This window comes from Zhongshania sp., from assembly GCF_041584495.1.
Taxonomy (GTDB): Bacteria; Pseudomonadota; Gammaproteobacteria; order Pseudomonadales; family Spongiibacteraceae; genus Spongiibacter.
On record NZ_JBFHDY010000050.1, the window covers coordinates 1 to 24,986 of the forward strand.

Annotated in this window: 25 protein-coding genes; 12 read left to right on the forward strand and 13 right to left on the reverse strand. The window is 51.8% G+C overall.

The annotated features are described in order from the left end of the window. Positions 1 to 204: 204 nt before the first annotated feature. The 4 genes from ABYP33_RS09905 to bioB all read right to left on the reverse strand — a co-directional run bounded on the left by ABYP33_RS09905 (position 205) and on the right by bioB (position 5,483). Positions 205 to 1,095 carry a hypothetical protein gene (locus ABYP33_RS09905; RefSeq protein ID WP_373090692.1) on the reverse strand — a complete coding sequence of 297 codons (891 nt, stop codon included), beginning with the start codon at positions 1,093 to 1,095 and terminating at the stop codon, positions 205 to 207. A 564-nt stretch (positions 1,096 to 1,659) separates the two neighbouring features. Next, the gene (bioC, locus tag ABYP33_RS09910; protein WP_373090693.1) at positions 1,660 to 3,240 is read right to left on the reverse strand and encodes a malonyl-ACP O-methyltransferase BioC; all 1,581 of its coding nucleotides are present in this window, start codon (positions 3,238 to 3,240) and stop codon (positions 1,660 to 1,662) included. After that, positions 3,240 to 4,400, reverse strand: coding sequence for an 8-amino-7-oxononanoate synthase (gene bioF, locus ABYP33_RS09915; RefSeq protein ID WP_373090719.1), 1,161 nt, complete (start codon positions 4,398 to 4,400; stop codon positions 3,240 to 3,242). The genes bioC and bioF overlap by 1 nt, the downstream gene beginning before the upstream one ends. A 24-nt stretch (positions 4,401 to 4,424) precedes the next feature. Continuing rightward, positions 4,425 to 5,483: a biotin synthase BioB gene (gene bioB, locus ABYP33_RS09920; RefSeq protein WP_373090694.1), complete on the reverse strand. Its 1,059-nt coding sequence runs from the start codon at positions 5,481 to 5,483 to the stop codon at positions 4,425 to 4,427. An 80-nt stretch (positions 5,484 to 5,563) separates the two neighbouring features. Between bioB and ABYP33_RS09925 the strand changes: the two genes are divergently transcribed. The 7 genes from ABYP33_RS09925 (at position 5,564) to ABYP33_RS09955 (ending at position 12,639) form a co-directional block, all read left to right on the forward strand. Next, entirely contained in the window at positions 5,564 to 6,271 is a 708-nt protein-coding gene (locus tag ABYP33_RS09925) for a double zinc ribbon domain-containing protein (RefSeq protein WP_373090696.1), read from the forward strand. Positions 6,272 to 6,357: 86 nt separating this feature from the next. After that, entirely contained in the window at positions 6,358 to 7,062 is a 705-nt protein-coding gene (modB, locus tag ABYP33_RS09930) for a molybdate ABC transporter permease subunit (RefSeq protein ID WP_008246239.1), read from the forward strand. Next, on the forward strand, positions 7,059 to 8,162 hold the full coding sequence (gene modC, locus ABYP33_RS09935; protein ID WP_373090697.1) for a molybdenum ABC transporter ATP-binding protein: 1,104 nt from the start codon (positions 7,059 to 7,061) through the stop codon (positions 8,160 to 8,162). Before modB ends, modC begins: the two co-directional genes overlap by 4 nt. Continuing rightward, positions 8,159 to 9,148: a serine/threonine protein kinase gene (locus ABYP33_RS09940; RefSeq protein WP_373090698.1), complete on the forward strand. Its 990-nt coding sequence runs from the start codon at positions 8,159 to 8,161 to the stop codon at positions 9,146 to 9,148. Before modC ends, ABYP33_RS09940 begins: the two co-directional genes overlap by 4 nt. A gap of 243 nt (positions 9,149 to 9,391) precedes the next feature. Continuing rightward, positions 9,392 to 9,850, forward strand: coding sequence for a (2Fe-2S)-binding protein (locus ABYP33_RS09945; RefSeq protein ID WP_373090699.1), 459 nt, complete (start codon positions 9,392 to 9,394; stop codon positions 9,848 to 9,850). A gap of 9 nt (positions 9,851 to 9,859) precedes the next feature. After that, complete coding sequence (locus tag ABYP33_RS09950) at positions 9,860 to 12,073, forward strand: molybdopterin cofactor-binding domain-containing protein (RefSeq protein WP_373090700.1); 2,214 nt, start codon at positions 9,860 to 9,862, stop codon at positions 12,071 to 12,073. Positions 12,074 to 12,087: 14 nt separating this feature from the next. Then, positions 12,088 to 12,639 carry a hypothetical protein gene (locus ABYP33_RS09955; RefSeq protein ID WP_373090701.1) on the forward strand — a complete coding sequence of 184 codons (552 nt, stop codon included), beginning with the start codon at positions 12,088 to 12,090 and terminating at the stop codon, positions 12,637 to 12,639. 27 nt (positions 12,640 to 12,666) lie between these two features. Here the strand turns inward: ABYP33_RS09955 and ABYP33_RS09960 are convergent, their stop codons facing one another. The 4 genes from ABYP33_RS09960 to ABYP33_RS09975 form a co-directional block, all read right to left on the reverse strand. Next, positions 12,667 to 13,080: a GreA/GreB family elongation factor gene (locus ABYP33_RS09960; RefSeq protein WP_373090702.1), complete on the reverse strand. Its 414-nt coding sequence runs from the start codon at positions 13,078 to 13,080 to the stop codon at positions 12,667 to 12,669. A gap of 337 nt (positions 13,081 to 13,417) precedes the next feature. After that, positions 13,418 to 14,179, reverse strand: coding sequence for an ABC transporter permease (locus tag ABYP33_RS09965; protein WP_373090703.1), 762 nt, complete (start codon positions 14,177 to 14,179; stop codon positions 13,418 to 13,420). Next, complete coding sequence (locus tag ABYP33_RS09970; RefSeq protein WP_373090705.1) at positions 14,176 to 15,138, reverse strand: ABC transporter ATP-binding protein; 963 nt, start codon at positions 15,136 to 15,138, stop codon at positions 14,176 to 14,178. Before ABYP33_RS09970 ends, ABYP33_RS09965 begins: the two co-directional genes overlap by 4 nt. Before the next feature lie 89 nt (positions 15,139 to 15,227). Then, positions 15,228 to 15,872 (reverse strand): TetR/AcrR family transcriptional regulator, encoded by a 645-nt coding sequence (locus ABYP33_RS09975; RefSeq protein ID WP_373090706.1) that lies wholly within the window; start codon positions 15,870 to 15,872, stop codon positions 15,228 to 15,230. A gap of 196 nt (positions 15,873 to 16,068) precedes the next feature. Between ABYP33_RS09975 and ABYP33_RS09980 the strand changes: the two genes are divergently transcribed. Further along, positions 16,069 to 16,995, forward strand: a complete 927-nt coding sequence (locus ABYP33_RS09980) for a hypothetical protein (RefSeq protein ID WP_373090707.1) — start codon at positions 16,069 to 16,071, stop codon at positions 16,993 to 16,995. 33 nt (positions 16,996 to 17,028) lie between these two features. Here ABYP33_RS09980 and ABYP33_RS09985 read toward each other — a convergent pair whose 3' ends face one another. After that, complete coding sequence (locus ABYP33_RS09985; protein ID WP_373090708.1) at positions 17,029 to 17,751, reverse strand: DapH/DapD/GlmU-related protein; 723 nt, start codon at positions 17,749 to 17,751, stop codon at positions 17,029 to 17,031. 163 nt (positions 17,752 to 17,914) lie between these two features. Here ABYP33_RS09985 and cysE point away from each other — a divergent pair, with 163 nt between their 5' ends. Beyond that, the gene (gene cysE, locus ABYP33_RS09990) at positions 17,915 to 18,727 is read left to right on the forward strand and encodes a serine O-acetyltransferase (RefSeq protein ID WP_373090710.1); all 813 of its coding nucleotides are present in this window, start codon (positions 17,915 to 17,917) and stop codon (positions 18,725 to 18,727) included. A gap of 60 nt (positions 18,728 to 18,787) precedes the next feature. Here cysE and ABYP33_RS09995 read toward each other — a convergent pair whose 3' ends face one another. Then, complete coding sequence (locus ABYP33_RS09995) at positions 18,788 to 19,576, reverse strand: M48 family metallopeptidase (RefSeq protein ID WP_373090711.1); 789 nt, start codon at positions 19,574 to 19,576, stop codon at positions 18,788 to 18,790. A 116-nt stretch (positions 19,577 to 19,692) separates the two neighbouring features. Here ABYP33_RS09995 and ABYP33_RS10000 point away from each other — a divergent pair, with 116 nt between their 5' ends. After that, entirely contained in the window at positions 19,693 to 20,289 is a 597-nt protein-coding gene (locus ABYP33_RS10000) for a DNA-3-methyladenine glycosylase I (protein WP_373090712.1), read from the forward strand. An 11-nt stretch (positions 20,290 to 20,300) separates the two neighbouring features. Next, positions 20,301 to 20,855 (forward strand): DUF4136 domain-containing protein, encoded by a 555-nt coding sequence (locus ABYP33_RS10005; protein WP_373090713.1) that lies wholly within the window; start codon positions 20,301 to 20,303, stop codon positions 20,853 to 20,855. A 6-nt stretch (positions 20,856 to 20,861) separates the two neighbouring features. On the opposite strand, the gene ABYP33_RS10010 is transcribed toward ABYP33_RS10005, so the two are convergent. Continuing rightward, positions 20,862 to 21,425: a DUF1415 domain-containing protein gene (locus ABYP33_RS10010; RefSeq protein WP_373090715.1), complete on the reverse strand. Its 564-nt coding sequence runs from the start codon at positions 21,423 to 21,425 to the stop codon at positions 20,862 to 20,864. A 221-nt stretch (positions 21,426 to 21,646) separates the two neighbouring features. On the opposite strand from ABYP33_RS10010, the gene ABYP33_RS10015 reads away from it, so the two are divergent. Beyond that, a complete protein-coding gene (locus tag ABYP33_RS10015; RefSeq protein ID WP_373090716.1) occupies positions 21,647 to 22,204 on the forward strand; it encodes an NAD/FAD-utilizing enzyme in 558 nt (185 codons plus the stop codon). A 74-nt stretch (positions 22,205 to 22,278) separates the two neighbouring features. On the opposite strand, the gene hemE is transcribed toward ABYP33_RS10015, so the two are convergent. Together hemE and ABYP33_RS10025 are read right to left on the reverse strand one after the other, a co-directional pair. After that, positions 22,279 to 23,343, reverse strand: coding sequence for a uroporphyrinogen decarboxylase (gene hemE / locus ABYP33_RS10020; RefSeq protein ID WP_373090717.1), 1,065 nt, complete (start codon positions 23,341 to 23,343; stop codon positions 22,279 to 22,281). A gap of 93 nt (positions 23,344 to 23,436) precedes the next feature. After that, entirely contained in the window at positions 23,437 to 24,855 is a 1,419-nt protein-coding gene (locus ABYP33_RS10025) for an FAD-dependent oxidoreductase (RefSeq protein WP_373090718.1), read from the reverse strand. Between the last annotated feature and the right edge of the window lie 131 nt (positions 24,856 to 24,986).

Below are 24,986 nucleotides of genomic sequence, written 5' to 3' on the forward strand. Positions count from 1 at the left end.
CACCCTTGCCGTTCGGCTAATCGTTCCCCTTGCCGGGCCGATAGTGGACTCTCACCACCAAGTCATCCAATCGCCACCACGCGGTTTGGAACAGCGCCCGTCACGGCGCTACGCGCCATGCCTGGCGCACACAAAAAAAAAGCCGCTTCGGAAAGCGGCTTCTTAAAACCTGACAATCTACATCAGGGCGATACACATTAACAATTAAAGCTGGGCACCGCTACCACCAGTACCACCAGTACCACCAGTACCTGTAGTAGGTTTAGCTACCGTAGTCGTAGGCGCTGGGGAACTGTTAGATTTCTGCTGCAATGCCGCATCACCTTTGTCGCCAGCAAATTCAGACGTCTTCGCCTTAAGAACAGAAACTACATTATTGTCCAAGGTGCCTGTAACGGTCTCAGCAGCCAGCTTAGCCGCCAACTTCGAAGGAGACAGCGCTGGAGTCAAACCGGCACCAGCTTTAGCCAAGCCTGCTAGGATAGATGCATAGTAACCAGCATCATTATTAGCAACAGTACTAGCAGAGCTTTTCACGACAGTTGGTGCACGCAGCAAATCGAGGCCGTCACCATTACCCAAGCCAGGAGCCAACGCTTTGATAACATTGGTTAAGGCTTGATTTGCCGTTGATGAATTGCGCTGAGCCGCAGGAAGAGACTCATAAAGTGCAGCCGCCATGCTAGTCAGAGTTGTAACAGCTACGCTGCCGCCAGCGTCAGTCAGCGCGCCAGCTGATGGAATAATTGATTTTAGAGTTTCGTCATTAGCTTCAGTAGCTTCGGACGCTTCGTTGTAGTAATTGCCTCCAGTACAACTAATGATCAGCGGGTATTCACCAGCACCGATTACGGCGCTAATAGAACCAACACCGTCAGCATCAGTAGTGTACGTATCGAGAGCAGCGGTTACCGTGCCATTGACTACGCAATCAGCGCCAACGAGCGCACCATAAGCAGCAGTTGTAGAAAACTCAGTTGCCACAGCCGGGCTAGCCGGGTCTGCGCTCTTGTCATCAAAGCATCCCGTCAGCGCTCCAGCTGCAACCATGCTGGCAGCAAACATTGTTAGCCGCATTTTTTTCGAGTTGATCATAGTAAAACTCCGTTTCTTCATTTTAGAACTAAATATTGCCAGCATCGACGCAAATCGCGCCAGACCCCCACCCAAATAACTGCCAGTAACCTAGCGTTATATATTATTTATGCACTACACGCATTTAAGACTCACTTGAAGCGGCTAGCACACATAGTAAACCACGAGCACGAGATAAGCCCCCAGTTCAGCCAAATATAAATATAGCCATCACCATGATGGTACCGTCTTTAGCAAAGTCACTTAATCCTAGCAATTAATGCATCATAATTTAAATATATTCTTGTTAAAGAATTACTATTTACGCATTAAAATTGCCGTTTAATTTATGCAAGCTCTGCGCCACGAACAATTAATAGAAGTGATCGGTAGCGAAGCAGCGATAAAACTGCCTGCAAAGCGTTAATCTAGCCCAGCTAAGCCTGCCTTAAACCAATTTTTTATTACTTTGAACTATGTCCGTCTTTTTAATACTGCTTAACATAGCTCAATGATGCCTTTTTTGCACCATCCAAAGGCTGTTGCCCCAAAATATACCAAGAAGTTCACCACAATAAGGCAGTTTTACCGGCATTTACTAAGTTGTAAATACCAAAGCTGGTAGCTCGCCGGCAACTTTAGCTCGGCACCGCGATAAACTTCGTACTGCTGCGTGAGCGCTTCTAAGCGCTGCCGCCCCGTCAAACCACTCGGCCGCCCACCATTGACATTATGCGCTCCAATACTCTTTAGCTCCCGGGTCAGTTCAGACAAGCGGTCGTAGTACATCACCTCAACGACCTCATCCCAAGCCTCGATGGCTAGGCTTGAGCCGGATATCGCCGCCGCTAAATCGTCCCGCTCAGCGAATTGATTGACATGTACAAAGCCATCAACTCGGCTCCAAGCACTGCGTAGCTCATGGAGCGTATTGGGCCCCAGCGTGGCGATGACCGCCGAGCCACCTGGCTGCAAAACCCGCTCTATCTCAAACATCAGCCCCGCTAAATTCTCGCACCACTGCAGGGCCAGACTTGAAAAAATAGTCGCCACACTGCTATCTGCCAAGGGCAAGTCTTCGGCATCGCCACACACGAAATAATTTGCGATATCTGAGTATTGCTCGGCGGCATGACTCACCATACCCGCCGCCAAATCTAAGGCTACCAGTGGCCCTACGCCTATACGAGCCTGCAATGCTGGCAGGCTATACCCGGTTCCGCAGCCAAGATCCAGTATGGGCCCGGCGATCTCTTGCGGCAAATAAGCAATCAAGCGATCTGCAACACGGCGCTGCAGTAACGCGGCACCATCATAGCTATGGGCGGCGCGACTAAACGAGCGACCAATATCCGATTTATTCAGCTGCCCTAGCTTATCTTTTGCGACCAGACCCCAATTATGGCAATAAGACAGTAACAAGTAACTAAGTTCCCCTACGTCAGCTAAAAATAAAATATGCCCGCGGCCCGCAAGCTGCTGGCTACTGTGCTGGGGATAGCGTTCAGCAAAAATCGCGGCTGCAGCGCTAGGCACTAGCGCGTCTTCCCCACCAAAAAGATAAAGACAAGGGCAGGCCAAGTCAGCCAGCGCTTGCCGATTATCCAGTGATTGCAAGCACGCCAATCCCGGAGACAAATTTTCTTGTGAAGGCGCTATCGCAAGCCCCTGAAGCTCCGCACGAACTTCTTTTGCATGACAATCGCCATGTAACTGCAATAACTCAAAGCGACGTAAGCCGGCACGAGGATTCGCGGCAACCAGGGCAGAAAAGACGTCAAAGTTTTGCTTTGCCATTGCCGCTGGCCAATCAGCATCAGCGACAAACACCGCATTACTCGCCACGCAGATCAGTGCCTGCACCCGATCGGGGAAACGCGCCGCCAATCGCGTTGCCAGCATCCCCCCCAAAGACCAGCCACAATAAATAGCCTTTGCGGGGACTAACGGCAAAATCGCGTCAATATAATGATCTGGATCGCTGCTCGCCATCACCCTAGCGCTGCGTCCGCAGCCGGGCAGATCAATAAGGGTAATGTGGAAATTCCGGCGCAGCGCAGCCAATAAGGGCCGCCAAATAGATGAATCACTGGCCCAGCCATGCAGCAAAACCAGTTCCGCCGCATCCTTTCGGTAGGCCGCCAAGTGCTCGCGATAAATAGCCATTAAACGGCAAGCGCCTCGACAAGCGCCGCTAACAAGCAATCAATGTCCGCCTTGCTATGCCCTGCCGACAGGGTAATTCGCAACCGCGAACTGCCTACCGGAACCGTAGGTGGGCGTATCGCAGAAACTAATATACCGCGCTGTTCTAATGCACTGCTGACCGCCATGGCAGCGAGTTCGTCGCCTATCAGCAATGGCTGAATTGCGGTATTTGATGCCATCACCGGCAGCGCCAGTGCGATAGCTTTATCACGAAAATAGCGAATCGACTCTTGCAAATAACTGCGCCGCCAAGGCTCATCAACCAGTAAGTCCAAAGCTGCAATAGTGGCCGCAGCGACCGCTGGCGGCATCGCAGTAGTGTAAATATAGGGCCGCGCAAATTGGATCAGTGCTTCTATTAACTCATCACTTCCCGCCACAAAGGCACCAAAGCTACCAAGCCCCTTGCCCAAGGTTCCCATAAGCACCGGCAATTGCTTCTGATCGAGGTCAAAAAATTCAGCGCTACCTGCGCCATTTTCACCCAGCACACCAAAGCCATGGGCATCGTCGGCCATTAGCCACGCATCATATTTTTGCGCCAATGCGGCCAGCGCTGGCAGCGGCGCCATGTCGCCATCCATGCTGAATACCGCATCGACCACTATCAAACGGTTGCCATCCGCAGGCAGCTTTTGCAATCGGCGCTCGAGGTCAGCCATATCGTTGTGCTGAAAGCGCTGAAACCGCGCGCCGCTCAGCAAGCCGGCATCTAGAAGTGAGGCATGATTGAGGCGATCCTCAAGAATATGATCGCCCTTTCCCATTAAGGCCGTAACCGTGCCGAGATTCGCCATGTAACCCGTGGAGAATAATAGCGCGCGCTCACGCCCCGTGATTTTAGCCAAGCGCTCTTCAAGCTGGTGGTGTAGCTCGGAATGACCACATACCAAATGCGAGGCGCCACCACCCACACCAAACTGAGCGGCGGTGCCCTGCATTGCAGCAATCAGTTTAGTGTGGTTTGCCAAGCCTAGGTAGTCGTTGCTGCAAAATTGCAGCAAGTCACGACCATCAACTTGCACCCGTGGCCCCTGAGCAGACTCCAGCACTCGACGGCGTCGGTAGCGGGATTGGTGTCGGCGCTCGGCGAGACGGCGCTGCAAGACCTCATTCATCACAATGAATTACAGCGCCGGCAATTAAGCGGTAGCGTCATAGAAAAATCGATCATTCTCGACTTGTTGCACGGCGCCCAGCAAGGCCTCGCTTTGCGCATCATCGTCGCGCTCAACATGACGCTCTTCAGGCTTAATGCCAAGACGGCCAAACAACGCTAGGTCTTTATTTGCTTCGGGGTTGGGCGTGGTGAGCAGTTTTTCACCATAAAATATCGAGTTAGCACCGGCAAAATACGCCAGGGCATGCATTTCCTCATTCATGGATTCGCGACCAGCAGACAAGCGAACATGGGATTTTGGCATCATAATCCGCGCCACAGCAATAGTGCGGATAAAATCGAAGGGATCGAGATCGGCCACATCGGCCATTGGCGTGCCTTCTACTTTCACTAGCATGTTAATGGGTACACTTTCTGGCTGCACCGGCAAATTAGCTAATTGCAATAACAAACCCGCGCGGTCTTTGATGGACTCCCCCATACCAACAATGCCGCCACTACACACTTTGATGCCAGCATCACGGACATTAGACAAGGTGCCGAGACGGTCTTGGTAGGTGCGCGTAGTAATAATCTCACCGTAGAATTCCGGCGAGGTGTCCAAATTGTGGTTGTAATAATCTAATCCGGCTTCCGCCAATTCGGCCGCCTGATCCCCCGTCAACATACCCAAGGTCATGCAGGTTTCTAAGCCCATTTCCTTTACGCCCTTCACCATCGCTGTGACGTAAGGCATGTCTTTTTTCTTGGGCGAACGCCATGCAGCCCCCATGCAAAAACGGGTTGTGCCGGACGCTTTGGCAGCCCGGGCCTCCGCCAAAACTTTCTCAACTTCCATCAGCTTTTCAGCGTCAAGCCCAGTGTCGTAGCGATTACTTTGCGGGCAATATTTACAATCTTCTGGACAGGCGCCCGTTTTAATCGACAATAAGGTGCTGACCTGCACTGCATTGGGATCAAAGTTAGCGCGGTGCACCGTTTGCGCCTGAAACAACAGATCATTAAAAGGCTGGGCAAATAAGGCCTGAACTTCCTGGCTAGTCCAATCTGTGCGAATTACCGTGGGCGCGAGTGCTGTCATCTTAAAGTCCAGTTTAGGCAAGATCATAAAGCCTATTATGATAAAGGCTTAACGCAAGCTGTCAACCTGCAAGGATGCACATGGTTAACAGATTTTATAAAACGCTGATTTACAATGCTTTTAGCGGCATGTGCGTGCTTTGTGGTGACGCTAGTTTTAGGCAAATTGACCTTTGCCAAGACTGTGAAGCCGACCTACCCTGGCTAGAAAGCCACTGCGCCCGCTGCGCGCTGCCGCTTGCAAGCCATGAGAAGTACAGCGAATGTGGTCGCTGCATCAGCAAGCCACCGGCCTTTTCCCAATGCCTAAGCGCACTGCGTTATGATTTTCCGGTAGATCGCCTGATTGCAGGATTTAAACACCGCGGCAAACTTAGCTATGGCTCAGTGTTAGCCCAGCTATGGCTCAACACAGTCGGCGGAGACATCGACACAGCGCCCGATCTTCTCGTTCCCGTTCCCATCCATTGGCGGCGGCGCTGGCAGCGCGGTTTCAATCAAGCCACGGTGCTCGCCAACCACTGGAGCCAGGCTTTAGATATTCCAGTTTGTCACGCGCTTACCCACCCCCGCGCCACCCCACCCCAACAAGCCCTCAACGCAGCGATGCGCCAAAAAAATATCAAACAGGCCTTCGCATTTATTCCTCAAAGCCCAATCCGCGGCAAGCATGTCGCGGTGATCGACGACGTAGTGACGACAACCGCGACAGCTAATACCGTGGCCGCTATACTGGCGCGCAACGGCGCACGGCAGATTGATATCTGGTGTCTAGCCAGAACACCTTGACCCTTTAATTTAAATAGGAGGCGAAAAATGCACCACAAGCAGCACCGCCGCCTTTTAGCCCGGCATTACGCTACAGGCTGGCCAGCATGAGCGACCACGATTGGCTGGCTATTTTCCTGACGCTAAGACTGGCGGGGCTCACTACCCTAATCTTGCTGGTCATCGCCACGCCTCTGGCCTGGTGGATGGCGAATACGCCATGGCGCGGCAAGCCCGTTATTGAAGCCCTTGTCGCACTGCCACTGGTATTACCGCCAACGGTTTTAGGCTTTTATTTACTCATCGCTTTTGCACCCAGCTCACCGATTGCCCAGTTTTGGCTTAGCTTAACCGGCGAAAATCTCGCGTTTAGCTTCAGCGCCCTGGTCATTGCTTCAGTGCTGTATTCGCTACCCTTTGTGGTGCAGCCACTGCAAAGTGGTTTTCAGCAAGTCCCCAAAGCCCTATTGGAAACCGCCGCGAGCTTGGGCGCCGCCCGCCTCGACCGCTTTATTAGTATTGTTGTGCCCCTGTGCCGCAGCAACTTCTTGGTTGCTATTACCTTGGGTTTTGCCCATACCGTGGGCGAATTTGGCGTAGTGCTAATGATTGGCGGCAATATCCCAGGTCGCACCCAAGTGCTGTCTATCGCACTCTACGACCGCGTTGAATCCCTGCAATATGGCGCCGCCCACTGGCTAGCTGGTGGCCTCATTGCCTTTTCTTTTATTGTGCTGTGCTGGGTATACCGTTTAAATCGTTATCGCGGTCTTGAGCTCGGCAACAGCCATTTGCCCAAGGCACAGGCATGAGTTTACTCCTATCACTACACTTGCAGCGTGGCGACTTCCGGCTGGATATTGACACCGCCTTGCCAAGCACCGGCATTACCGCTATTTGCGGCCCCAGCGGCAGTGGTAAAACGAGCTTACTACGCTGCATCGCCGGCTTGGATCGCACGCCCGACGGCATGGTGCAATTTTTAGGTAATGACTGGCAAAGCCAGGGGCTATTCCTACAATGTGAAAAGCGTGGAGTAGGGCTGGTTTTCCAAGATGCCCAATTATTCCCACACCTCAACGTTGCGGCGAATCTAGGCTACGCCGAAAGACGGCAATTTCGTTCAGCCGGGCCAAGTGTTGAGGAAGTCTGCAATTGGCTGCAAATTACTGCGCTGCTAAATCGCGATGTTAACAAGCTCTCGGGCGGCGAGCGCAAACGAGTCGCTATTGCCCGCGCTCTTTTGCGTCATCCACAATTACTGCTAATGGATGAACCTTTGTCAGGGCTGCACGACGCCGGCAGAGACGAAATGATGGACGTACTACAGCGGCTGCCCCAGCACTTAAGCTTGCCGATTATCTACGTTAGCCATAGCTTCCATGAAGTCAGCCGCCTCGCCGATCACGTGGTATTACTAGAAAACGGACAGCTCATTGCCGAAGGTGACCTGGTCGAGCTCAGCAGTCGCCTCGACCTACCCCTTAGCCGTCAGCAAAATGCGGGCGCCGTACTTAACGCCACGCTTCTTGGCCATGACCATGAATACCAGTTAAGCACCTTGCAACTCACCAAGGACCATCAACTCAGCATTAATCAAATATCCGCTGCACCGGGCCAGCAGCTCAGGCTTTTTGTTGCGGCCAGAGACATCAGTATCAGCCTTGAAGCGCCGACCCAAAGTAGCATTTTAAATAGCTTAAGATGCACCATAGACACCATTGACGGCGATATCGCCAGGAATAAAGCCATGAACCCCCAAGTCACTGTACGCCTAAGTGTCGGCGATCAGTATTTACTGGCTCGCATCACCCGCAAATCCCGCGACCGCCTAGCCTTACACGCTGGTCAGGAAGTATTTGCGCAAATCAAAACTGTCGCCCTCGTCAATGAAACTGGAGTCGCATCATGAGCGAGAACGAACAGCAGGATTTTGCAGAACTTAACCCCGATCGGGTTATCGACGCCGTTGAAAGCCTTGGATTTATCAGCGATCTGCGGGTATTCGCTTTAAACAGCTACGAAAATCGCGTATACCAATTTGGGCTGGAAGGCAAAGAACCCCTCGTCGTGAAGTTTTACCGCCCAGAGCGCTGGAGCGACGAACAAATTTTAGAGGAACACCAATTTACACAGCAACTTTTTGACACTGACATTCCGGTCATCGCCCCGTGGCGCGACGAAAAGGGTAGCAGCTTGTTCAGGTTTGAGGGTTACCGCTTCGCGCTCTACCCCCGTCGCGGCGGCCACGCCCCAGCTCTCGACGATATGGACAACCTCTTCCAGCTTGGCCGATTGATAGGCCGACTTCACCTCGTTGGCGCCAGCACGCCTTTTCAGTATCGACCAACGCTAGACACGGCAAGCTTCGGTGACGATAGCCGCAGTTTTATTCTCGACAGGGTGATTCCCGCCAGCCTTGGCGACGCCTATGCCAGCCTCAGCGCCGACCTTCTCAAACTCGTTCACCAGCGCTTTGCCGATATTACGCCCAGCTATATTCGCACCCACGGCGACGGTCATGTCGGCAACATTTTGTCCCGCAATGGCGAAACCTGGCTGGTCGATTTTGACGACAGCCGTATGGCCCCCGCAATACAGGATTTGTGGATGTTCCTGTCCGGCGAACCCGACGCCCAGCAGCGCGCCATTATGGAGTTGGTAGAGGGCTACAACGAATTTTACGACTTTAACCCCAAAGAACTTGGCCTTATCGAGGCCCTGCGCAGTCTGCGCATTATGCATCACGCGGCGTGGCTCGCGCGGCGATGGCAAGATCCAGCCTTTCCAAAAGCCTTTCCCTGGTTTAATACTGAACGCTACTGGGGCGAGCATATCCTGCAGTTGCGGGAGCAATTAGCCTTGATGCAAGAGGCACCTTTGCGTTTGCCCTATTAGGCGATCATGGCGAATAAAAATAAACCCCCATCACAATGATCTACTCCCAGTGTTTACACGTACTACATTCACTGCTACTTTCGGCGACACTGCTAGGTGCTGCCGTTAGACCACAGCAAAATAAAATTAAGTGCCGCCCAAGCCGCTTTTTGATGCTACTCAACAAGACCGTCCGTTATTTCGGCGGCTCAGGACTCGTGGTGAGCTCAAACCGGCTTAGCAGACAAGTGCAGGAGTTAACGCATGCTAACAATTCAAGTGAACGGTGTTTCGCACACCGTCGACGCCCCCGAAGACAAGCCCTTACTATGGGTGTTGCGTGAAAATCTCAAATTGACCGGCAGTAAATACGGCTGCGGCCAAGCCCTGTGCGGCGCTTGCACTGTGCACATCGACGGCCAGCCCACCCGCGCCTGCGTTATGCCCGTTGGCGCGGTGGGCAATAAAGCGGTACGCACCGTTGAAGACATTCGCAATGAACATATCGGCAGTCTCGTGCAAGACGCTTGGCGGGCGCTGAACGTACCTCAATGCGGCTACTGCCAATCGGGCCAAATTATGGCCGCTACGGCGCTATTGAAAAGCAATTCCGCGCCGAGCGACCAAGATATAGACCGCGCCATGTCAGGCAACATCTGCCGCTGCGGCACCTACCCACGTATTCGCAAGGCGATTCACAAAATCGCCAGCGAACAACTGTAGGAGCAGCCCATGACGCACTCTGGTGTTAGTCGACGAGATTTTATTCGTGTCAGCGTTATGGCCGGCGGCGGCTTGCTGGTTGCCTGCGGAGGTGGCTCGTCTGGCAGCCGCCCAACAACACCTCCCAGCAACAATAACGGCACGCCACCACCCACCCCCGCTGAAGAGTTTATTCTGGGTGAGTTTATGCGTATCGGCACCGATAACCGCATAACGGTGCTGGTCGGCGCAACGGAAATCGGTCAGGGCGCCCTCACCGCGATCCCGATGATTGTCGCCGAAGAATTGGATGCTGACTGGAGTCTGGTCAGCGCCGAGCAATCACCGGTAGCGGCCAATTTTAACAATCCTTACTTTCAAAACTTACTGCAATTTACCGTGGCCAGCTCAGCAATCCGCGGCTATTTCGATGCTCAGCGCAGTGTCGGCGCCGCAATTCGGCAAATGCTGATTAACGCCGCCGCCAAACAATGGGGCGTTAATGCCAGCAGCCTGCGCACTGAAGCCAGCTACGTCATCGACGATATTGGCGGCCGCAGCGCGAGCTACGGCGAGCTGTCCAGCGCCGCCGCCAACGAGAGTGTGCCAAGTAATCCACCGCTTAAAGACCCCGCCAGCTATCGAATTATAGGCACCTCAACGCAGCGCACCGACGCCACTGCCAAAACCGACGGCAGTTTTAAATACGGCATGGATGTCGATATCCCCGGCATGCTTACGGCACTGATCGCCCGGCCACCCCGTTTTAACGGTCAAGCCCTGAGTGTCGATGACAATGCCGCGCTTGCAGTGCCTGGCGTGCGCAGCGTGCACACCCTACCCGGCGGTGTCGCGGTCGTCGCCGACGATTTTTGGGCCGCCCAACAAGGGCGTAAAGCGCTGCAGGTCAGCTGGAATGAGCTACTCGCTGGCCGCACCGACTCCGCCAGTCAGCGCAATGATTACAATCTACGTCTTAATTTGCCGGGCCTACCCATTCGCAGCGACGGCTCAACACTGCTGGCGCAACTCCAAGCCAGCGAGACTCTGAGCGCCGACTACTACTTTCCCTTTATGGCACACGCGGCCATGGAGCCACTGAATGTGGTGGTAGACTACGACGGCAGTAGCGCAGAAATCTGGACCGGAACCCAGTCCGCCACCCTCGACAAAATTTTTGCAGGCGTTGTATTAGGTCTCCTACCCGATCAAATCAATTTCCATATAATGCCCGCTGGCGGCGGCTTTGGTCGACGCGGCAACCCGCTGGCCGATTTTGTCCGCGACGCCTGCTTTGTTGCCAAAGCCCTACAACAGCCAGTGAAAGTCATCTGGACTCGAGAAGATGACATGAAAGGCGGCTATTACCGCCCAGCGGCATCCGTGCGGGTGTCAGCGTCATTAAACAGTGCCGATGAAATAACCGCATGGACTCACCGCGTGGTAACCCAAGATGTCACGGCATCGCTGTATGTCGAAAATGCGCTCGATGCACTGCATGACATGGAGTTACCTCCGCTCGCCGAGCTGACCGATTTCGAAACCGGTATGCCGTATAAAATCGACAATGTGTTGATGGATGCACATCTGACCGTACTCCCCACAATGCCGTCGCTGTGGATGCGCTCAGTCAATAAGTTTTCCGACGTTTTTGCCCAAGAGACGTTTATTGACGAACTCGCCCTGCGGGTCAGGCAAAACCCCTATGCATTCCGGCGCCAATTACTCAGCGAAAAGCCCCGTCACCGCGCCGTGCTCGACGCAGTAAGCCAAGCAGCAAACTGGGGGCGAAGCACCGCCGGCGTGAGCCAGGGCATTGCGGTTATGGGCCACTGGAATAGCTTTATTGCCCAAGTCGTCGAGGTGTCGGTGTCTGCTAACCGCGAGCTAACCGTACACAGAGTGGTCAGCGCCGTCGATTGCGGCATGGCCGTCAACCCCGACCTTGTTATCGCCCAGGTCGAGTCCGCAGTCATTTTTGCGCTGTCTAGCGTGCTTTCCGGTGAGATTTTACTCGAAGACGGCGTGGTGCAGCAGAGCAACTTCGATGATTACCCGGTATTGCGTATGCACCAAACGCCGATCATTGAAACGGTGATTGTGAATAGCGGTAATTCCGTTGGTGGCGTGGGTGAAATTGGTGTGCCCTGTGTTGGCCCGGCCCTTGCCAATGCCATTTTCGCCGCCACCGGTGAACGCATCCGCGAATTACCACTAAGCCGCCTCAATTTTATTATCGCGTGATCTCGGAGCCGACAATGACATCGTATTTTGCAAAAATCCGCAGCCGCCTGCCAATGATATGGCTAATGATCGCCGCCAGCCTACTCAGCACAACCGCCATTGCGCAATCGCCACTGTTTCAGCCGCTATTTGAGGTGCTCACCCACCCCCGCTGCTTAAACTGTCACACCAAAACCGAGTTTCCTCGCCAAGGTGACGAAAGACGCCGCCACGACCAACTCGTCGTTCGCGGCGAAGACAACCACGGCGCGCCAACACTGCGATGCTCCGCCTGTCACCAAGATAGCAATGTGGCCGACGACGAGGTGCCCGGCGCACCGCACTGGGGACTGGCACCATTAAGCATGGCATGGGAGGACTTAAGCCCTAGCCAGCTCTGTGCCGCGCTTAAAGACACCGGTAAAAATGGCAATCGCAGCCTAGAGGATTTATTCCGCCACATGACCGAGGATGAATTGGTTTTATGGGGCTGGAATCCCGGCGCGAATCGCAGTACGCCGGCACTGAGTCAAAGTGAATTTGCCGACGCGTTGCGGCTTTGGGTAAATGCGGGAGGACCTTGCTAGCCCCCGTCCATGGGGGTTGTGCAGTACTTAAGCGCGAGACCTTATTTTGCGTTTTTGCATCTGACTCACCCCCACGATATCTAGGGTGCGAGTTTTACCGTTTAACAACGGCCAATGAATTCGTTTACCCGTTCGCAAACCAATTAAGGCACAACCGACTGGCGAGAGAATAGAGACTTTTCTCTTGGTCAAATCGGCCTGCCACGGCAGCACCAAAGTGACTTTACTTTCTTTGCTCAGCTCGGGGTCAAAAAAATCAACTGTGGCATTTAATGACACCACATTGTCAGGAAAACCCTCGTCAGCCAGCACCTTCGCCTTGCGCATTTCCTCTGCCAGGGCCACTGTCGCCTCAGACCGATTACACTTTATAAACTCGGTTAAGGACAGGTAGTCCGACTCTTTTATCAATAAGTACTCATCATCCAAATTAGTCAACACTCGTCTCTCCAAGCATAGTACCGACAATATGCCGCACCTTATTGCACGGCACACTTTCAGCTCTAAATTTATTAGCGTGGTTAATCAGGCGACGGAGCAAGCTCCATCGCCTTGAAAGAGAAAGGCCGGCACCATAAATTCGGGCCGCCCGTCCACGGTTAAAATAATTGACCTTAAATTTAAAATTTCGTTTTTATTATTCATGGCGGCCACATTAGCATGTCCTCATACAAAAACAAGTTTTGAAACTTGCGCTTGTTCAAACATTTTCTAACAGTAGCCTGTAGAGCAAGACCTCAAGCGGAGGTCACTGGGAGCAACGCAATAAATAAGAGATTCAACTTTTTAGTCGATAGCCGGTGCGAAAAATCCACGCGATCAAGGCCAGACAAATCGCCATAAATAGTAAAATCATTGCTACGCTGACACCAACATTGACATCAGCAACATCGTAAAAACTCCAACGAAAAGCACTGATCAAATACACAACGGGATTCGCGAGGGTAATGGTCTGCCACAGGGGCGGCAACATAGCGATGGAATAGAAACTGCCACCAAGAAAGGTCAGCGGTGTCACAATGAGCATCGGTATAATTTGCAGTTTTTCAAAACCATCTGCCCAAATACCGATAATAAAGCCAAACAAACTAAAAGTGACCGCAGTTAACACCAGAAATGTGCCCATCCACACCGGATGGGCAATATGATAGTCAACGAATAAGCGCGCAGTAATAAGGATAATCCCACCCAGTATCACTGATTTACTAGCCGCAGCGCCCACATAGCCAAGCAGAATCTCGGGCATGGAAATTGGCGCCGATAAAATTTCGTAGATGGTGCCGTTGTATTTAGGAAAATATATCCCGAACGAAGCATTGGAAATACTCTCGGTTAACAAGGCCAGCATAATTAAACCGGGAATAATAAACGCGCCGTAGCTCACCCCGTCAATTTCTACCATGCGCGAACCAATCGCCGAACCAAACACCACAAAATACAATGAGGTCGATATGACTGGCGAGGCAATACTCTGCATCAAAGTGCGCCAGGTGCGCCCTAACTCAAACAAATAAATAGCCCGAATAGCGTGGATATTCATGACCTTAGCTCCGAGGCCTGGGCCGCGTCAGCGGATGGCTGAGCAGATACCAGGCTAACAAAAATTTCCTCTAAAGAACGTTGCCGCGATTGTAAGTCTTTATAGTCAATGCCGTGCTCATCGAGGCGGCGAAAGAGATCTGCAATGCCCGTGTGTTCACGCTGGGTATCAAAATGGTAAATTAATTCCATTCCCGCATTACCCAAGCTTAAAGGGTAAGTTTGCAGCTCCTTCGGCAGCACAGCCAAGGGCTTTTGCAGCTGCAGGCGCAGTTGCTTTTGCCCAAGCTTATCCATCAACACACGTTTGTCTTCTACCAGCACTATTTCACCTTTGTTAATCACACCAATTCGGTCAGCCATTTCTTCGGCTTCTTCTATATAGTGGGTAGTCAGAATAATTGTCACGCCCCGCTGCCGCAGCCCCCGCACCATATGCCACATATCCCGACGCAGCGCCACATCTACCCCCGCGGTCGGCTCATCTAAAAACAGGATTTCGGGCTCATGCGATAGCGCCTTCGCAATCATCACCCGGCGCTTCATGCCACCCGACAAAGACATGATCCGCGAATCCTTTTTATCCCATAGCGACAGTTGACGTAGAATTTTTTCGATATATTCAGGATTTGGGGGCTTACCGAACAAACCCCGACTAAACTTAACCGTTGCCATCACGCTTTCAAAGCCATCGGTGCAGAGCTCTTGTGGCACCAAACCTATCTTGCTGCGGGCCGCGCGATAGTCTCGCACAATATCGTTACCATCAGCGCTGATTGTCCCGCTACAGGGCTTGACAATGCCGCAAATAATACTGATCAAGGTGGTTTTGCCGGCGCCGTTGGGGCCAAGCAGCGCAAAAATTTCACCTCGGCGAATATCGAGGCTAATATTATTCAGAGCCCGAAAGCCCTCAGCATAGATTTTATTCAGATTGGATACGCTGATAATGGCCGACACACAGACTCCTAGCTAATAACGCCCAAATAAAGGCCAAGAAGTGTCAACCATGTCCGTGCTTGAGGCAAGGTCTGCCAAGTAATAATGGCTTAAGCAGTCTGTAGTTGCTGCCAGAACATGTTCGCGGCCGCGTCGCTCATGGCGGCCACGGCCTCTGAGTCTAAGTAAATACCGTCAATCAGTAATCGACTCATGCCGTGTAAGGTCGACCAACTTACCTGGGCATAGCGCAACGGATCAACCGTTAAAGACACCAATCTTGCTTTTTGCCAGCAGCGAATCTGGTCAACATAAACCTTAAATGAGGTGTAGGCTTCGTCTTTCAAAGACGCCGTCAATTGCTCAGACTTCCACAAATGACCGCCAAACATTAAGTCGTAATACTCGGCGTTATTCACCGCAAAATCGATATAGCGACGTATAAATAAGCGGATCGCGGCCTCATCAATCACGGCAGCGGGCTCAGCGGTGTCAAGGTGCGTCGTAACAATACGTCGAAAGCGCCGAAAGCCCTCTTCAGCAACGGCACACAGAAGGGCCTGCTTATCGCTAAAATGATGGTAGGGTGCCGTGCGCGACACGCCAACCGCGAGGGCAAGCTTTCGCATTGATAAAGCGGCCTCACCCTCTTCGCGGATCAAATTAGCGGCAGCATCAAGCAGCTGCCGTCGCAGATCACCATGATGGTAGGGCTTAACTTCTGTCGCACAGGCGCTAATTTCAGATTTAGACATCCGGCCAATCTACCAAGGCATCTTGACGCTGTCTATATTTGCATTTTATTGAAGTCGACAGCATTGAGGGCTTGGCAAAACACCAGTGTCTTAAATTCATTACATTGCGAGTGTAAAATAGCTCAGCGGCGTGAGGACAAGCACCTCACTACGCGTTCCATCGTACGCAGCGATTTGCCACCCCGACAGGATCCACATGAGCATATTCAGAATTCGCACGTTCAGCGGCATATTGTACGTCTGTATTGCCCTGGCCGCCCAGCTTATTTATGCCACAACTGCAGGCGCTGCTCCAGCCCGCCATATCGAAATCAACAGCACTCTCCTCACCGAGATGAGCGGCATCACTGCCAGCACTCATCACAATAATCGTTACTGGGCACACAACGACAGTGGCGACCGCCCTCGCCTAGTTGCGTTTAATGAGCAGGGGCAACGCCTCACTGAGCTACGTGTCAAAGGCGCTAACGCCTTTGACTGGGAAGATATGGATAGCTTTAGCGATGCCAGTGGCCATTATTTACTCATAGCTGATATTGGCGACAATATGGCGTTTCGGCCCTACACGGACGTGTACTTAATCGCCGAGCCTGATCTGCTGAAATCACCGGTGATGGAAGCCAGCGTGCAACGCCACTTCATGCTCATTAACGAAGACGGCCCCCGAGACGCCGAAGCGCTTGCGGTAGACCCTCGCGAACGCTTTGTCTACTTGTTGAGTAAGCGTGACGTCCACCCTCGCCTCTACCGGTTTTCCCTAGACACTCTAGCTAGACAAGCGGTGCCATTGAATTATTTGGGGGAGATACGCAGTATTCCAAGTATCGACAAACACCAAGCTCAAGGCGCCGGACGCATCACCCGTTTTTCCCCAACGGCGATGGCATTTAGCCCTGCCGGTGATGCCGCCATCATTGTCACCCTCGGCAAAACCTACTATTTTCCGCGCAAACAAAATCAAAGCTGGCTGCAAGCCTTAAACGCGACACCCATCGTGGTGAATGTAGCTCCCCTGCCGCAGATTGAGGCCGGAACCTTTAGCCGAGACAGCAAACGGTTACTGATTGGCTCAGAAGGCATTCCCGCGAAAATGGAAATATTAGACAGACCCGCAGCACAATAAGTTAAGCGTCATTTGGAAATCCACAACGCGCCCCTAATCTTCAGTACTCGGCTTTAACAATATTCGCAACCAGCGCAAGAAGCCGTTTTGTTGTAGCACCATTTTATCGACACCATCAAAAAATTTGGCTTGCCCCTCTGGGTCAGCAAAATAGTCTGCGCGGGTTTTCATTGGTCGAGTCACATCCAGCTCTTTCACCACGACAGCGGGATTACCGGCTACCACAACATTCGCAGGCACATCTCGACTCACTACCGCGCAGGCCGCAACCACGCTGTTCTCGCCAATGGTGACGCCCTTAAGCACGGTACTGCGATCACCCAGCCACACATTATTAGCAATATGAACCGGGGCAAAATCGGTGCTGCGACTCGCTCGGTCGTACATCTGATGCCAATCGCTGTCGGTGATATATACGCCATTGGCGATCATGACGCTGTCACCAATAATGATTTCATTGGCCGCTGAAATCCGAGTGCCGGGACTTATCAGCACATAGTCACCGATTTTAATTCGACCGCTGTGTTCGTCATTGCCCCAAACCCCGATTTTCACCCGATTTTCCGGCTCACCTATTACCGTGGCACAGTGGCCAATTTCAATATTTGGGCCCGAAATCGAGATATACCAAGGCTTCATAAAGGTTGGGTAATCGCCCAGAAAATCACAGGCGGGTTTTAGAAAGTGCTGGGTATACCAACTGCGAAAGCGTAAATAGTTCTTTTTAACCCAATAGGGTCGCTGATCCTGCCGCATAATGAGTCCATTGAAAAACGTCATTCTAGTGTCGCAAGCCCATTGAGCGGGGGCAATGGCTGCAAATTACCAAAACATGAAGATCATGGCTCAGTGAGCGCAAAGGTTACACCAGCCACACGCCGCGCTATACTTTAGTGACAATTTCGATACACTATTCATCATGACTATTCGCGCCGCAAAAAAGACTGACAAACTCGATCCTGTATGGCAAACCATCCGCAAGGAAACCGCCTGCGAGGTCGAGCGCGAGCCCGTGCTAGCCAGCTTTCTACACGCAACCATTCTCAATCACGACACCTTGGAAACCGCGCTTAGCTTCCACTTGGCGCACAGTCTCGACAGCCCAGCAGCATCAGCGCTGCTGGTAAGAGAAGTCATTGAAGAAGCGTTTAGTAGCGACCCCAGTATTGGCGACGCCATACGCGCCGATATCTGCGCGGTATTTGAGCGCGATTCGGCATGCGGCAGTCTATCGATACCCTTTTTGTATTTCAAAGGCTTTCATGCCCTGCAATCTTACCGCATTGCTCACGCGCTGTGGTTACAGGGCCGGACATCGCTAGCCCTGTATTTCCAGAATCGCATTTCCTGTGAGTTTGGCGTCGATATCCACCCCGCCGCCAGAATCGGTCAGGGTATTCTGATGGATCACGCAACGGGTATTGTGATCGGCGAAACCGCCGTCGTGGGCAATAATGTATCTATTATGCAATCGGTCACCCTTGGCGGCACCGGTAAAGAAGAAGGGGATCGCCACCCCAAGGTCGCTGATGGCGTATTACTCAGCGCCGGCGCAAAAATACTGGGTAATATACATATTGGTGAGGGTGCGCAAGTAATGGCCGGTAGCGTGGTATTACGCGATGTACCGCCCCATACCGTGGTCGCTGGCGTGCCCGCCAAGGTTATTGGCAAGCCCGACTGTCAGGCGCCCGCGCTATTAATGAATCACCGCGCCTGTTGTGATGAATAAGCGCGACGAACATGTTATTTCCGTCGCGTTTACGTTTACCTTTTCCTCTTACCTCTCTGTTTAGCGTTTACACACCGGCTTAATCCCTCTGGCCTGCGCCTGCTGGTAGAGCGGGGTTGCTGTCGCTAATTGCCTTTGCAAATCTTTAATCCGCGACGCGTGGGAGGGGTGGGTCGACATAAACTCCGGCGGCTGACCGCCACTAGCTACACTCATGTTTTGCCACAGACTAATACTCGCCTCTGGGTTAAAGCCCGACTTCGCCATTAAATCCAAACCCACTAAATCGGCTTCTGACTCTTGGGCCCGGCCGTAAGGTAGCACAACCCCATATTGTGTACCCAAGCCAAGCAAACCCATCACGGTCTCTTTACCTGCCCCCTCACCCAATAACACCCCCACTAACTGGGTACCCGTACCGGCGACACTTTGCACCGACATCCGCTCCGCACTATGATGCGCCAAGACATGGCCCACTTCATGACCAATTACCGTCGCGAGTTGATCGGCATTCTTAGCCACAGAGAATATACCAGTATGAACACCAATTTTTTTACCCGGTAGTGCAAAGGCGTTAGCTGAGGCTTCCTGAAATACCACAACCTCCCAACTGCCCCGCCACTCCGAGGGTAAGCTAGCGGTGATCGCATCAGCAACACAACTAACATAGCGATTCGTCGCGCCGTCCTTATTGATGGTCATTTTCTTTTTCATTTCTTCAAACGCTGTGCCGCCCATCTGCGACATTTCACCATCTGAAAACAAAAGCATTTGACGGCGCCCAGTAGGTGACTCCGCACAAGCCACCACAGTTGCCGCCAATAACAAGGCCAAAACTGGCTTAATCATCTTCATAAAACTCCCTGTTGAATTAGCGTATTAGGAAAGAATGCCCGTCATTATGGCATAGCCGCCAGCGCTGTGAATCGTGTAATCTGCAAGAATAAAGAAAAGGAGTATGCCTTGTGTCTGAGCTTTGTAGCTGGTGTCTTAGTGACCCGCAATATATTTGCTACCATAATACGGAGTGGGGCGTACCCAGTGACAACGATGCCAAACATTTTGAGTTTCTTATTTTGGAATCTGCGCAAGCGGGTCTCAGCTGGCTCACCATACTACGCAAGCGCGAAGGCTATCGAAAAGCATTTGCCAATTTCAATCCCCGTAAAGTCGCCAAATTTGACGCCGACATGGTCGAGGTTTTAAAGGCCAATCCTGCAATTGTGCGCAATCGTTTAAAAATAGAAAGCGCCATTAGCAACGCTCGTCTGTTTTTAGACATTCAAAAGGAATACGGCAGCTTTGCTCGATATATGTGGTCCTACTTCGACGACACGCCACGCCAAAATCAGTGGCGCAGTTTGTCCGAAGTACCCGCTACCAGCACCCAATCAGATCACATTAGTAAAGATCTAAAAAAACGCGGATTTCGTTTTTTTGGCAGCACCATTTGTTATGCCAATTTACAAGCCTTGGGCTTTGTTAATGATCACCTGCTAAGCTGCCCCAGACACGCGGCGTGCGCTGATTTAGGCAATAAATTTCAACCACATTGGTTATAAGGACTGCTTATATGAAAACCAGCAAACTATTTATTCTTATCGTAGCGATGCTGCTAAGTGCCTGCAGCACGACAAAAGTCGTGAGCGATTACAATCCCAATATTGATTTCAGTCGCTACCAACACTACCTCTGGTCAGAGAGTAGTGGCGCAGATAAGAACATTTCGCCCTTTATTATCGACAATGTTAAAGCAGCGCTGCAAACCCAGCTAAGCAATCGCGCATATCTCAAAGCTCCAGCTCCGCACGCGGCCGACTTTATTATTAAGTACTTTTTGGCAGAAGCAGCCGACACCATCGACCGCAGCCCACGCCTTGGTTTAGGAATCGGCAGCTTTGGCGGCAACTTCGGTATGAGCAGCTCGGTGGGCGTGCCCCTAGGCAATGACACCGTCAATCGCAATGTACAAATCATAATTGACTTTATAAATCCTGCTGACATGAAGCTAAGTTGGCGAGGGTCTCTGATCGTGGAGCTTCATAATAGCGACCCCAAAGCCAATACTGCCATGATAGAAGAAGCCGTTGCCGAGATCCTGAACCAGTTCCCGCCGAGCGGGCAATAATAAACATTAGCGAAAACAGTAAGGAAATAACGCTTTAATAGTCGCCTTATTCATACCCTGAAACAGCTCAATATTTCGTTCAGGAATAGCATCTGGATCGGGGTACGCCGCCAATACCGCCTCTAAACTTGCCTCGCGCAATAAATGAAACATGGGGTACGGGGCCCGATTGGTGAAGTTTTCAGCGTCGTTTTTATTCGCTCCAGCAAACTGGTACTGGGGATGGAAGCTCGCAATTTGAATTTCACCCTCCCAATCGCCTTCCAATAAGATGGCATCGGCAATATCCAAGAAGTCGTTGTAGTCGTAAAAATCGCCCAACATATTGGGCACCACCAAAAGACTCGTTTCCAAGATCGCCACTGAGGTCTCTTCTAACCGACACATCGCGAGGTGCAGGTCAGAGACTAAATCTTCAGGGGTTTGTGCCAAACTAACGTCGATGCTAACCCGCTCCTCCTGAAGAGGCTTAGCGGCAAAAGGACAAAGCCCCAAATCAACAACCACTTGTTCAAGCCAACGACGAATTTCCGCTTCCACCGCGTTTTTATCGTCATTTACCAGCCTCATCACGCCCATCTCACATCTCACTCTCAAAACCTGCTCCGGCAATAGATTTATAGGAAATCACAGCACCTCGGCTTAGACAAAAATACAATAATAAAGCGCTATTTAGCGCAGGGCAGGCCGCCCTGACACTGCTAGACTAAAATAGACGATTGTAGCAGCAATGGCCGCATTCTCTTAAGACCAGCGCTACTGCATACGCTAGCTACGGTTAGGAGCATAATATGAAACGCTATTTTTTTCTGGCTGATAATCTCGACAAACTCGAAACGGTCGAACACGACCTTGAGGCAAACGGAATCTCTACTCCCCAAATTCATGTTTTAAGTAATGACGATCGCGGCGTGACGCTAAGAAAACTCAATGATGTTGAAGCAGTATTGCGCAAAGATGTCGTCCACTCAATGGAGCGTGGCGCGTTGATCGGTGCAGCGGCGGCGGCAGTTGTACTTGCGATCGGTCATTACTCCGGTGCAACTGAAACGGCTGCTGGCTGGACCCCCTTCGTGTTTCTCGCCATTGTTGTCTTGGGCTTTTTCACCTGGGAAGGCGGTCTGTTCGGCATTCAGGAACCCCATCACGAATTCAAACGTTTCCAAAAAGATTTAGACAATGGCCGTCATTTATTAATTATCGATATTAATGAAAAGGATCACGGTATCCTCAATCGAGTAACCGCCCACTACCCTGAGCTAGAGTTCTCTGGCACATGCAATGGTGCGCCCCAGTGGTATATCACTATGCAAAACAAATGGAGAAATTTTGTTGAAGTTATGCCTTAGCGCATAAGGCGTTGGCTTGACGACGAAAAAAGGCGGGATATCCCGCCTTTTTTGTATCTGGAGCGCATAAATAATTACGTGTGATACGGCGCCGACAATTCCCGTACGCATTCGATGAACGCGCCAGCATGGGCGGGATCAACTTCAGGGGTAATTCCATGACCCAAATTAAATATATGACCCGGGCCAGTGCCGTAGCGGGCTAAAATTATTGCTACCTCTTCGCGAATCCGCGTGGGTGACGCCCGCAGCATCGACGGATCCATATTGCCCTGTAGCGCTACTTTATCGCCTACCCGTGCGCGAGCTGCGCCAATGTCAGTAGTCCAATCTAAGCCCAGCGCCGAGGCGCCCGTGGCCGCCATTAGCTCTAACCACTGGCCACCATTCTTGGTGAACAAAATAACCGGTACTTGGCGACCGTGATTTTCTTTTATCAGGCCGTCTACAATCTGTTGCATATAGCGCAAGCTGAACTCTTGATAGGCATTGTGGCTTAGCGCCCCACCCCAAGTATCAAAAATTTGTACTGCTTGGGCGCCCGCGCGAATTTGATCATTCAAATACGCAGTGACACTTTTGGCCAATTTATCGAGTAATGCGTGCATCAGTTCCGGTTGGTCAAAAGCCAAGGCCTTGCAGCGGGCATGGTCTTTTGAGCCACCGCCCTCAACCATATAAGTAGCCAAGGTCCACGGGCTGCCAGAAAAACCAATCAGGGGTACACGTCCATTGAGTTCGCGACGGATAGTCCGCACCGCATCGCAAACGTAAGTAAGGTCATTCTCGCCATCGACAACCGGGAGAGCGTCAACATCCGCCATTGTCCGCACGGTTTTCTTAAAGCGCGGGCCTTCGCCAGTTTCAAAATACAGACCCAAGCCCATGGCGTCGGGAATAGTCAAAATATCTGAAAACAGAATTGCAGCATCTAAGGGATAGCGTTCCAGTGGCTGTAAAGTCACTTCGCAGGCCAACTCGGGGTTCATGCACAGCGACATAAAATCGCCGGCCTTACCACGAGTAGCCCGGTATTCAGGGAGATAGCGGCCAGCTTGGCGCATCATCCATACCGGTGTGTATTCTACCGGCTCGCGCTGGAGGGCGCGCAGAAAAGTATCGTTTTTAAGTTCAGTCATAAGTCGCTCAATGCTAGACGGTAAACGGGAGACGCTAGGATGAAACGCCACACAGCTTTTGCGTTTTCCGTCTCCCGTCTAGCGTCCTGCGATTTAAACTTTTAAGTAATCCAATATGCCTTCAGCGGCTTGGCGGCCTTCCCAGACAGCGGTAACCACCAAGTCGGAGCCACGCACCATATCGCCACCAGCAAATATCTTAGGATTACTGGTTTGGAATTTATAGGTTTGCTGCTCAGCGGCGTCAATACCGCCCCAGCTATTTACGGTTACGCCAGCGTCGGGTATCCACGATGGTGGATCAGGCTGGAAGCCAAAGGCAACCAAGACCACGTCTGCGGGAATCACTTCTTCGCTGCCGGAAATCACTTCGGGGCGACGACGGCCATTCTCGTCAGGTTCACCAAGCTGAGTACTTACAACCTTGATACCTTCGACATGGGCATCGCCAACAATGGCGATAGGCTGACGATTAAAGAAGAACTGCACGCCTTCTTCACCAGCGTTTTGTACTTCTTTTCGCGAGCCCGGCATATTTTCTTCATCGCGGCGGTAAGCGCAAACCACGCTTTCGGCGCCCTGGCGAATCGAGGTGCGATTGCAGTCCATCGCTGTGTCGCCACCGCCTAAAACCACAACCCGCTTGTTTTTCACGTCAATAAAGTCGGCTGGTTCTTTTTCCCAGCCCATATTGCGATTTACATTCGACACCAAGAACGGCAAGGCATCGTAGACACCGGGTAAATCTTCGCCAGGGAAGCCACCCTTCATGTACTTGTAAGTACCCATACCGAGGAATACCGCGTCGTATTCTTCAAGCAAGGATTCCAAGCTGATATCAACACCAACATCAACGTTAACGCGGAACTCGACGCCCATGTCTTCCAGCACTTTACGGCGACGCTGGATCACAGACTTTTCAAGCTTGAACTCAGGAATACCAAAGGTCAGTAAGCCGCCAATTTCTGGATAGCGATCAAATACCACCGGCTTAACACCTGCGCGTACCAACACGTCAGCGCAGCCAATACCGGCGGGGCCAGAACCAATCACTGCAACTTTTTTATCAGTCCACACCCGCTTCGACATGTCTGGGCGCCAGCCCATAGCCAGTGCAGTGTCGGTAATATACTTTTCGGTAGAACCAATTGTCACCGCGCCAAAACCGTCATTCAGGGTACATGCACCTTCGCATAGACGATCCTGCGGGCACACTCGACCGCAGACTTCAGGCAAGCTATTGGTCTGGTGACTTAACTCCGCGGCCTCAAACAAATTACCCTCGGCAACCAGCTTTAACCAATTAGGAATATAATTGTGAACTGGGCATTTCCACTCACAATAAGGGTTGCCACAGCTCAGACAACGGTGCGACTGCTGCTTTACGTCCTCTTCTTTATAAGGTTCGTAAATTTCAACAAACGCAGTTTTACGCTGCACCATGTCTTTTTTACCGGGATCCTGACGACCAACATCAAGAAACTGGAATGTATTTTGTAAATGTTCTGCCATTTTCGATTTACCTCATCGCTACTCGGCTAGCTTATTCCGGACGTCTTCTGGTGGAGTCAAGCAAACGGCTGAGGCTCGCCGCCTTGGGCTTAATCATCCAGAACTTACCGATGTAGTCGTCAAAATTATCA

Coding starts and splice junctions, on each gene's coding strand:
- ABYP33_RS10015 (WP_373090716.1), top strand. CDS start 21,647: ATGAAACGCTATTTTTTTCTGGCTGATAATCTCGACAAACTCGAAACG.
- modC (WP_373090697.1), top strand. CDS start 7,059: ATGAGTTTACTCCTATCACTACACTTGCAGCGTGGCGACTTCCGGCTG.
- ABYP33_RS09905 (WP_373090692.1), bottom strand. CDS start 1,095: ATGATCAACTCGAAAAAAATGCGGCTAACAATGTTTGCTGCCAGCATG.
- bioB (WP_373090694.1), bottom strand. CDS start 5,483: ATGACAGCACTCGCGCCCACGGTAATTCGCACAGATTGGACTAGCCAG.
- ABYP33_RS10005 (WP_373090713.1), top strand. CDS start 20,301: ATGAAAACCAGCAAACTATTTATTCTTATCGTAGCGATGCTGCTAAGT.
- ABYP33_RS09965 (WP_373090703.1), bottom strand. CDS start 14,179: ATGAATATCCACGCTATTCGGGCTATTTATTTGTTTGAGTTAGGGCGC.
- ABYP33_RS09995 (WP_373090711.1), bottom strand. CDS start 19,576: ATGATTAAGCCAGTTTTGGCCTTGTTATTGGCGGCAACTGTGGTGGCT.
- ABYP33_RS09925 (WP_373090696.1), top strand. CDS start 5,564: ATGGTTAACAGATTTTATAAAACGCTGATTTACAATGCTTTTAGCGGC.
- cysE (WP_373090710.1), top strand. CDS start 17,915: ATGACTATTCGCGCCGCAAAAAAGACTGACAAACTCGATCCTGTATGG.
- ABYP33_RS10025 (WP_373090718.1), bottom strand. CDS start 24,855: ATGGCAGAACATTTACAAAATACATTCCAGTTTCTTGATGTTGGTCGT.
- ABYP33_RS09945 (WP_373090699.1), top strand. CDS start 9,392: ATGCTAACAATTCAAGTGAACGGTGTTTCGCACACCGTCGACGCCCCC.
- ABYP33_RS09950 (WP_373090700.1), top strand. CDS start 9,860: ATGACGCACTCTGGTGTTAGTCGACGAGATTTTATTCGTGTCAGCGTT.
- ABYP33_RS09980 (WP_373090707.1), top strand. CDS start 16,069: ATGAGCATATTCAGAATTCGCACGTTCAGCGGCATATTGTACGTCTGT.
- ABYP33_RS09955 (WP_373090701.1), top strand. CDS start 12,088: ATGACATCGTATTTTGCAAAAATCCGCAGCCGCCTGCCAATGATATGG.
- ABYP33_RS09975 (WP_373090706.1), bottom strand. CDS start 15,872: ATGTCTAAATCTGAAATTAGCGCCTGTGCGACAGAAGTTAAGCCCTAC.
- hemE (WP_373090717.1), bottom strand. CDS start 23,343: ATGACTGAACTTAAAAACGATACTTTTCTGCGCGCCCTCCAGCGCGAG.
- bioC (WP_373090693.1), bottom strand. CDS start 3,240: ATGGCTATTTATCGCGAGCACTTGGCGGCCTACCGAAAGGATGCGGCG.
- ABYP33_RS10010 (WP_373090715.1), bottom strand. CDS start 21,425: ATGAGGCTGGTAAATGACGATAAAAACGCGGTGGAAGCGGAAATTCGT.
- ABYP33_RS09940 (WP_373090698.1), top strand. CDS start 8,159: ATGAGCGAGAACGAACAGCAGGATTTTGCAGAACTTAACCCCGATCGG.
- bioF (WP_373090719.1), bottom strand. CDS start 4,400: ATGAATGAGGTCTTGCAGCGCCGTCTCGCCGAGCGCCGACACCAATCC.
- modB (WP_008246239.1), top strand. CDS start 6,358: ATGAGCGACCACGATTGGCTGGCTATTTTCCTGACGCTAAGACTGGCG.
- ABYP33_RS09985 (WP_373090708.1), bottom strand. CDS start 17,751: ATGCGGCAGGATCAGCGACCCTATTGGGTTAAAAAGAACTATTTACGC.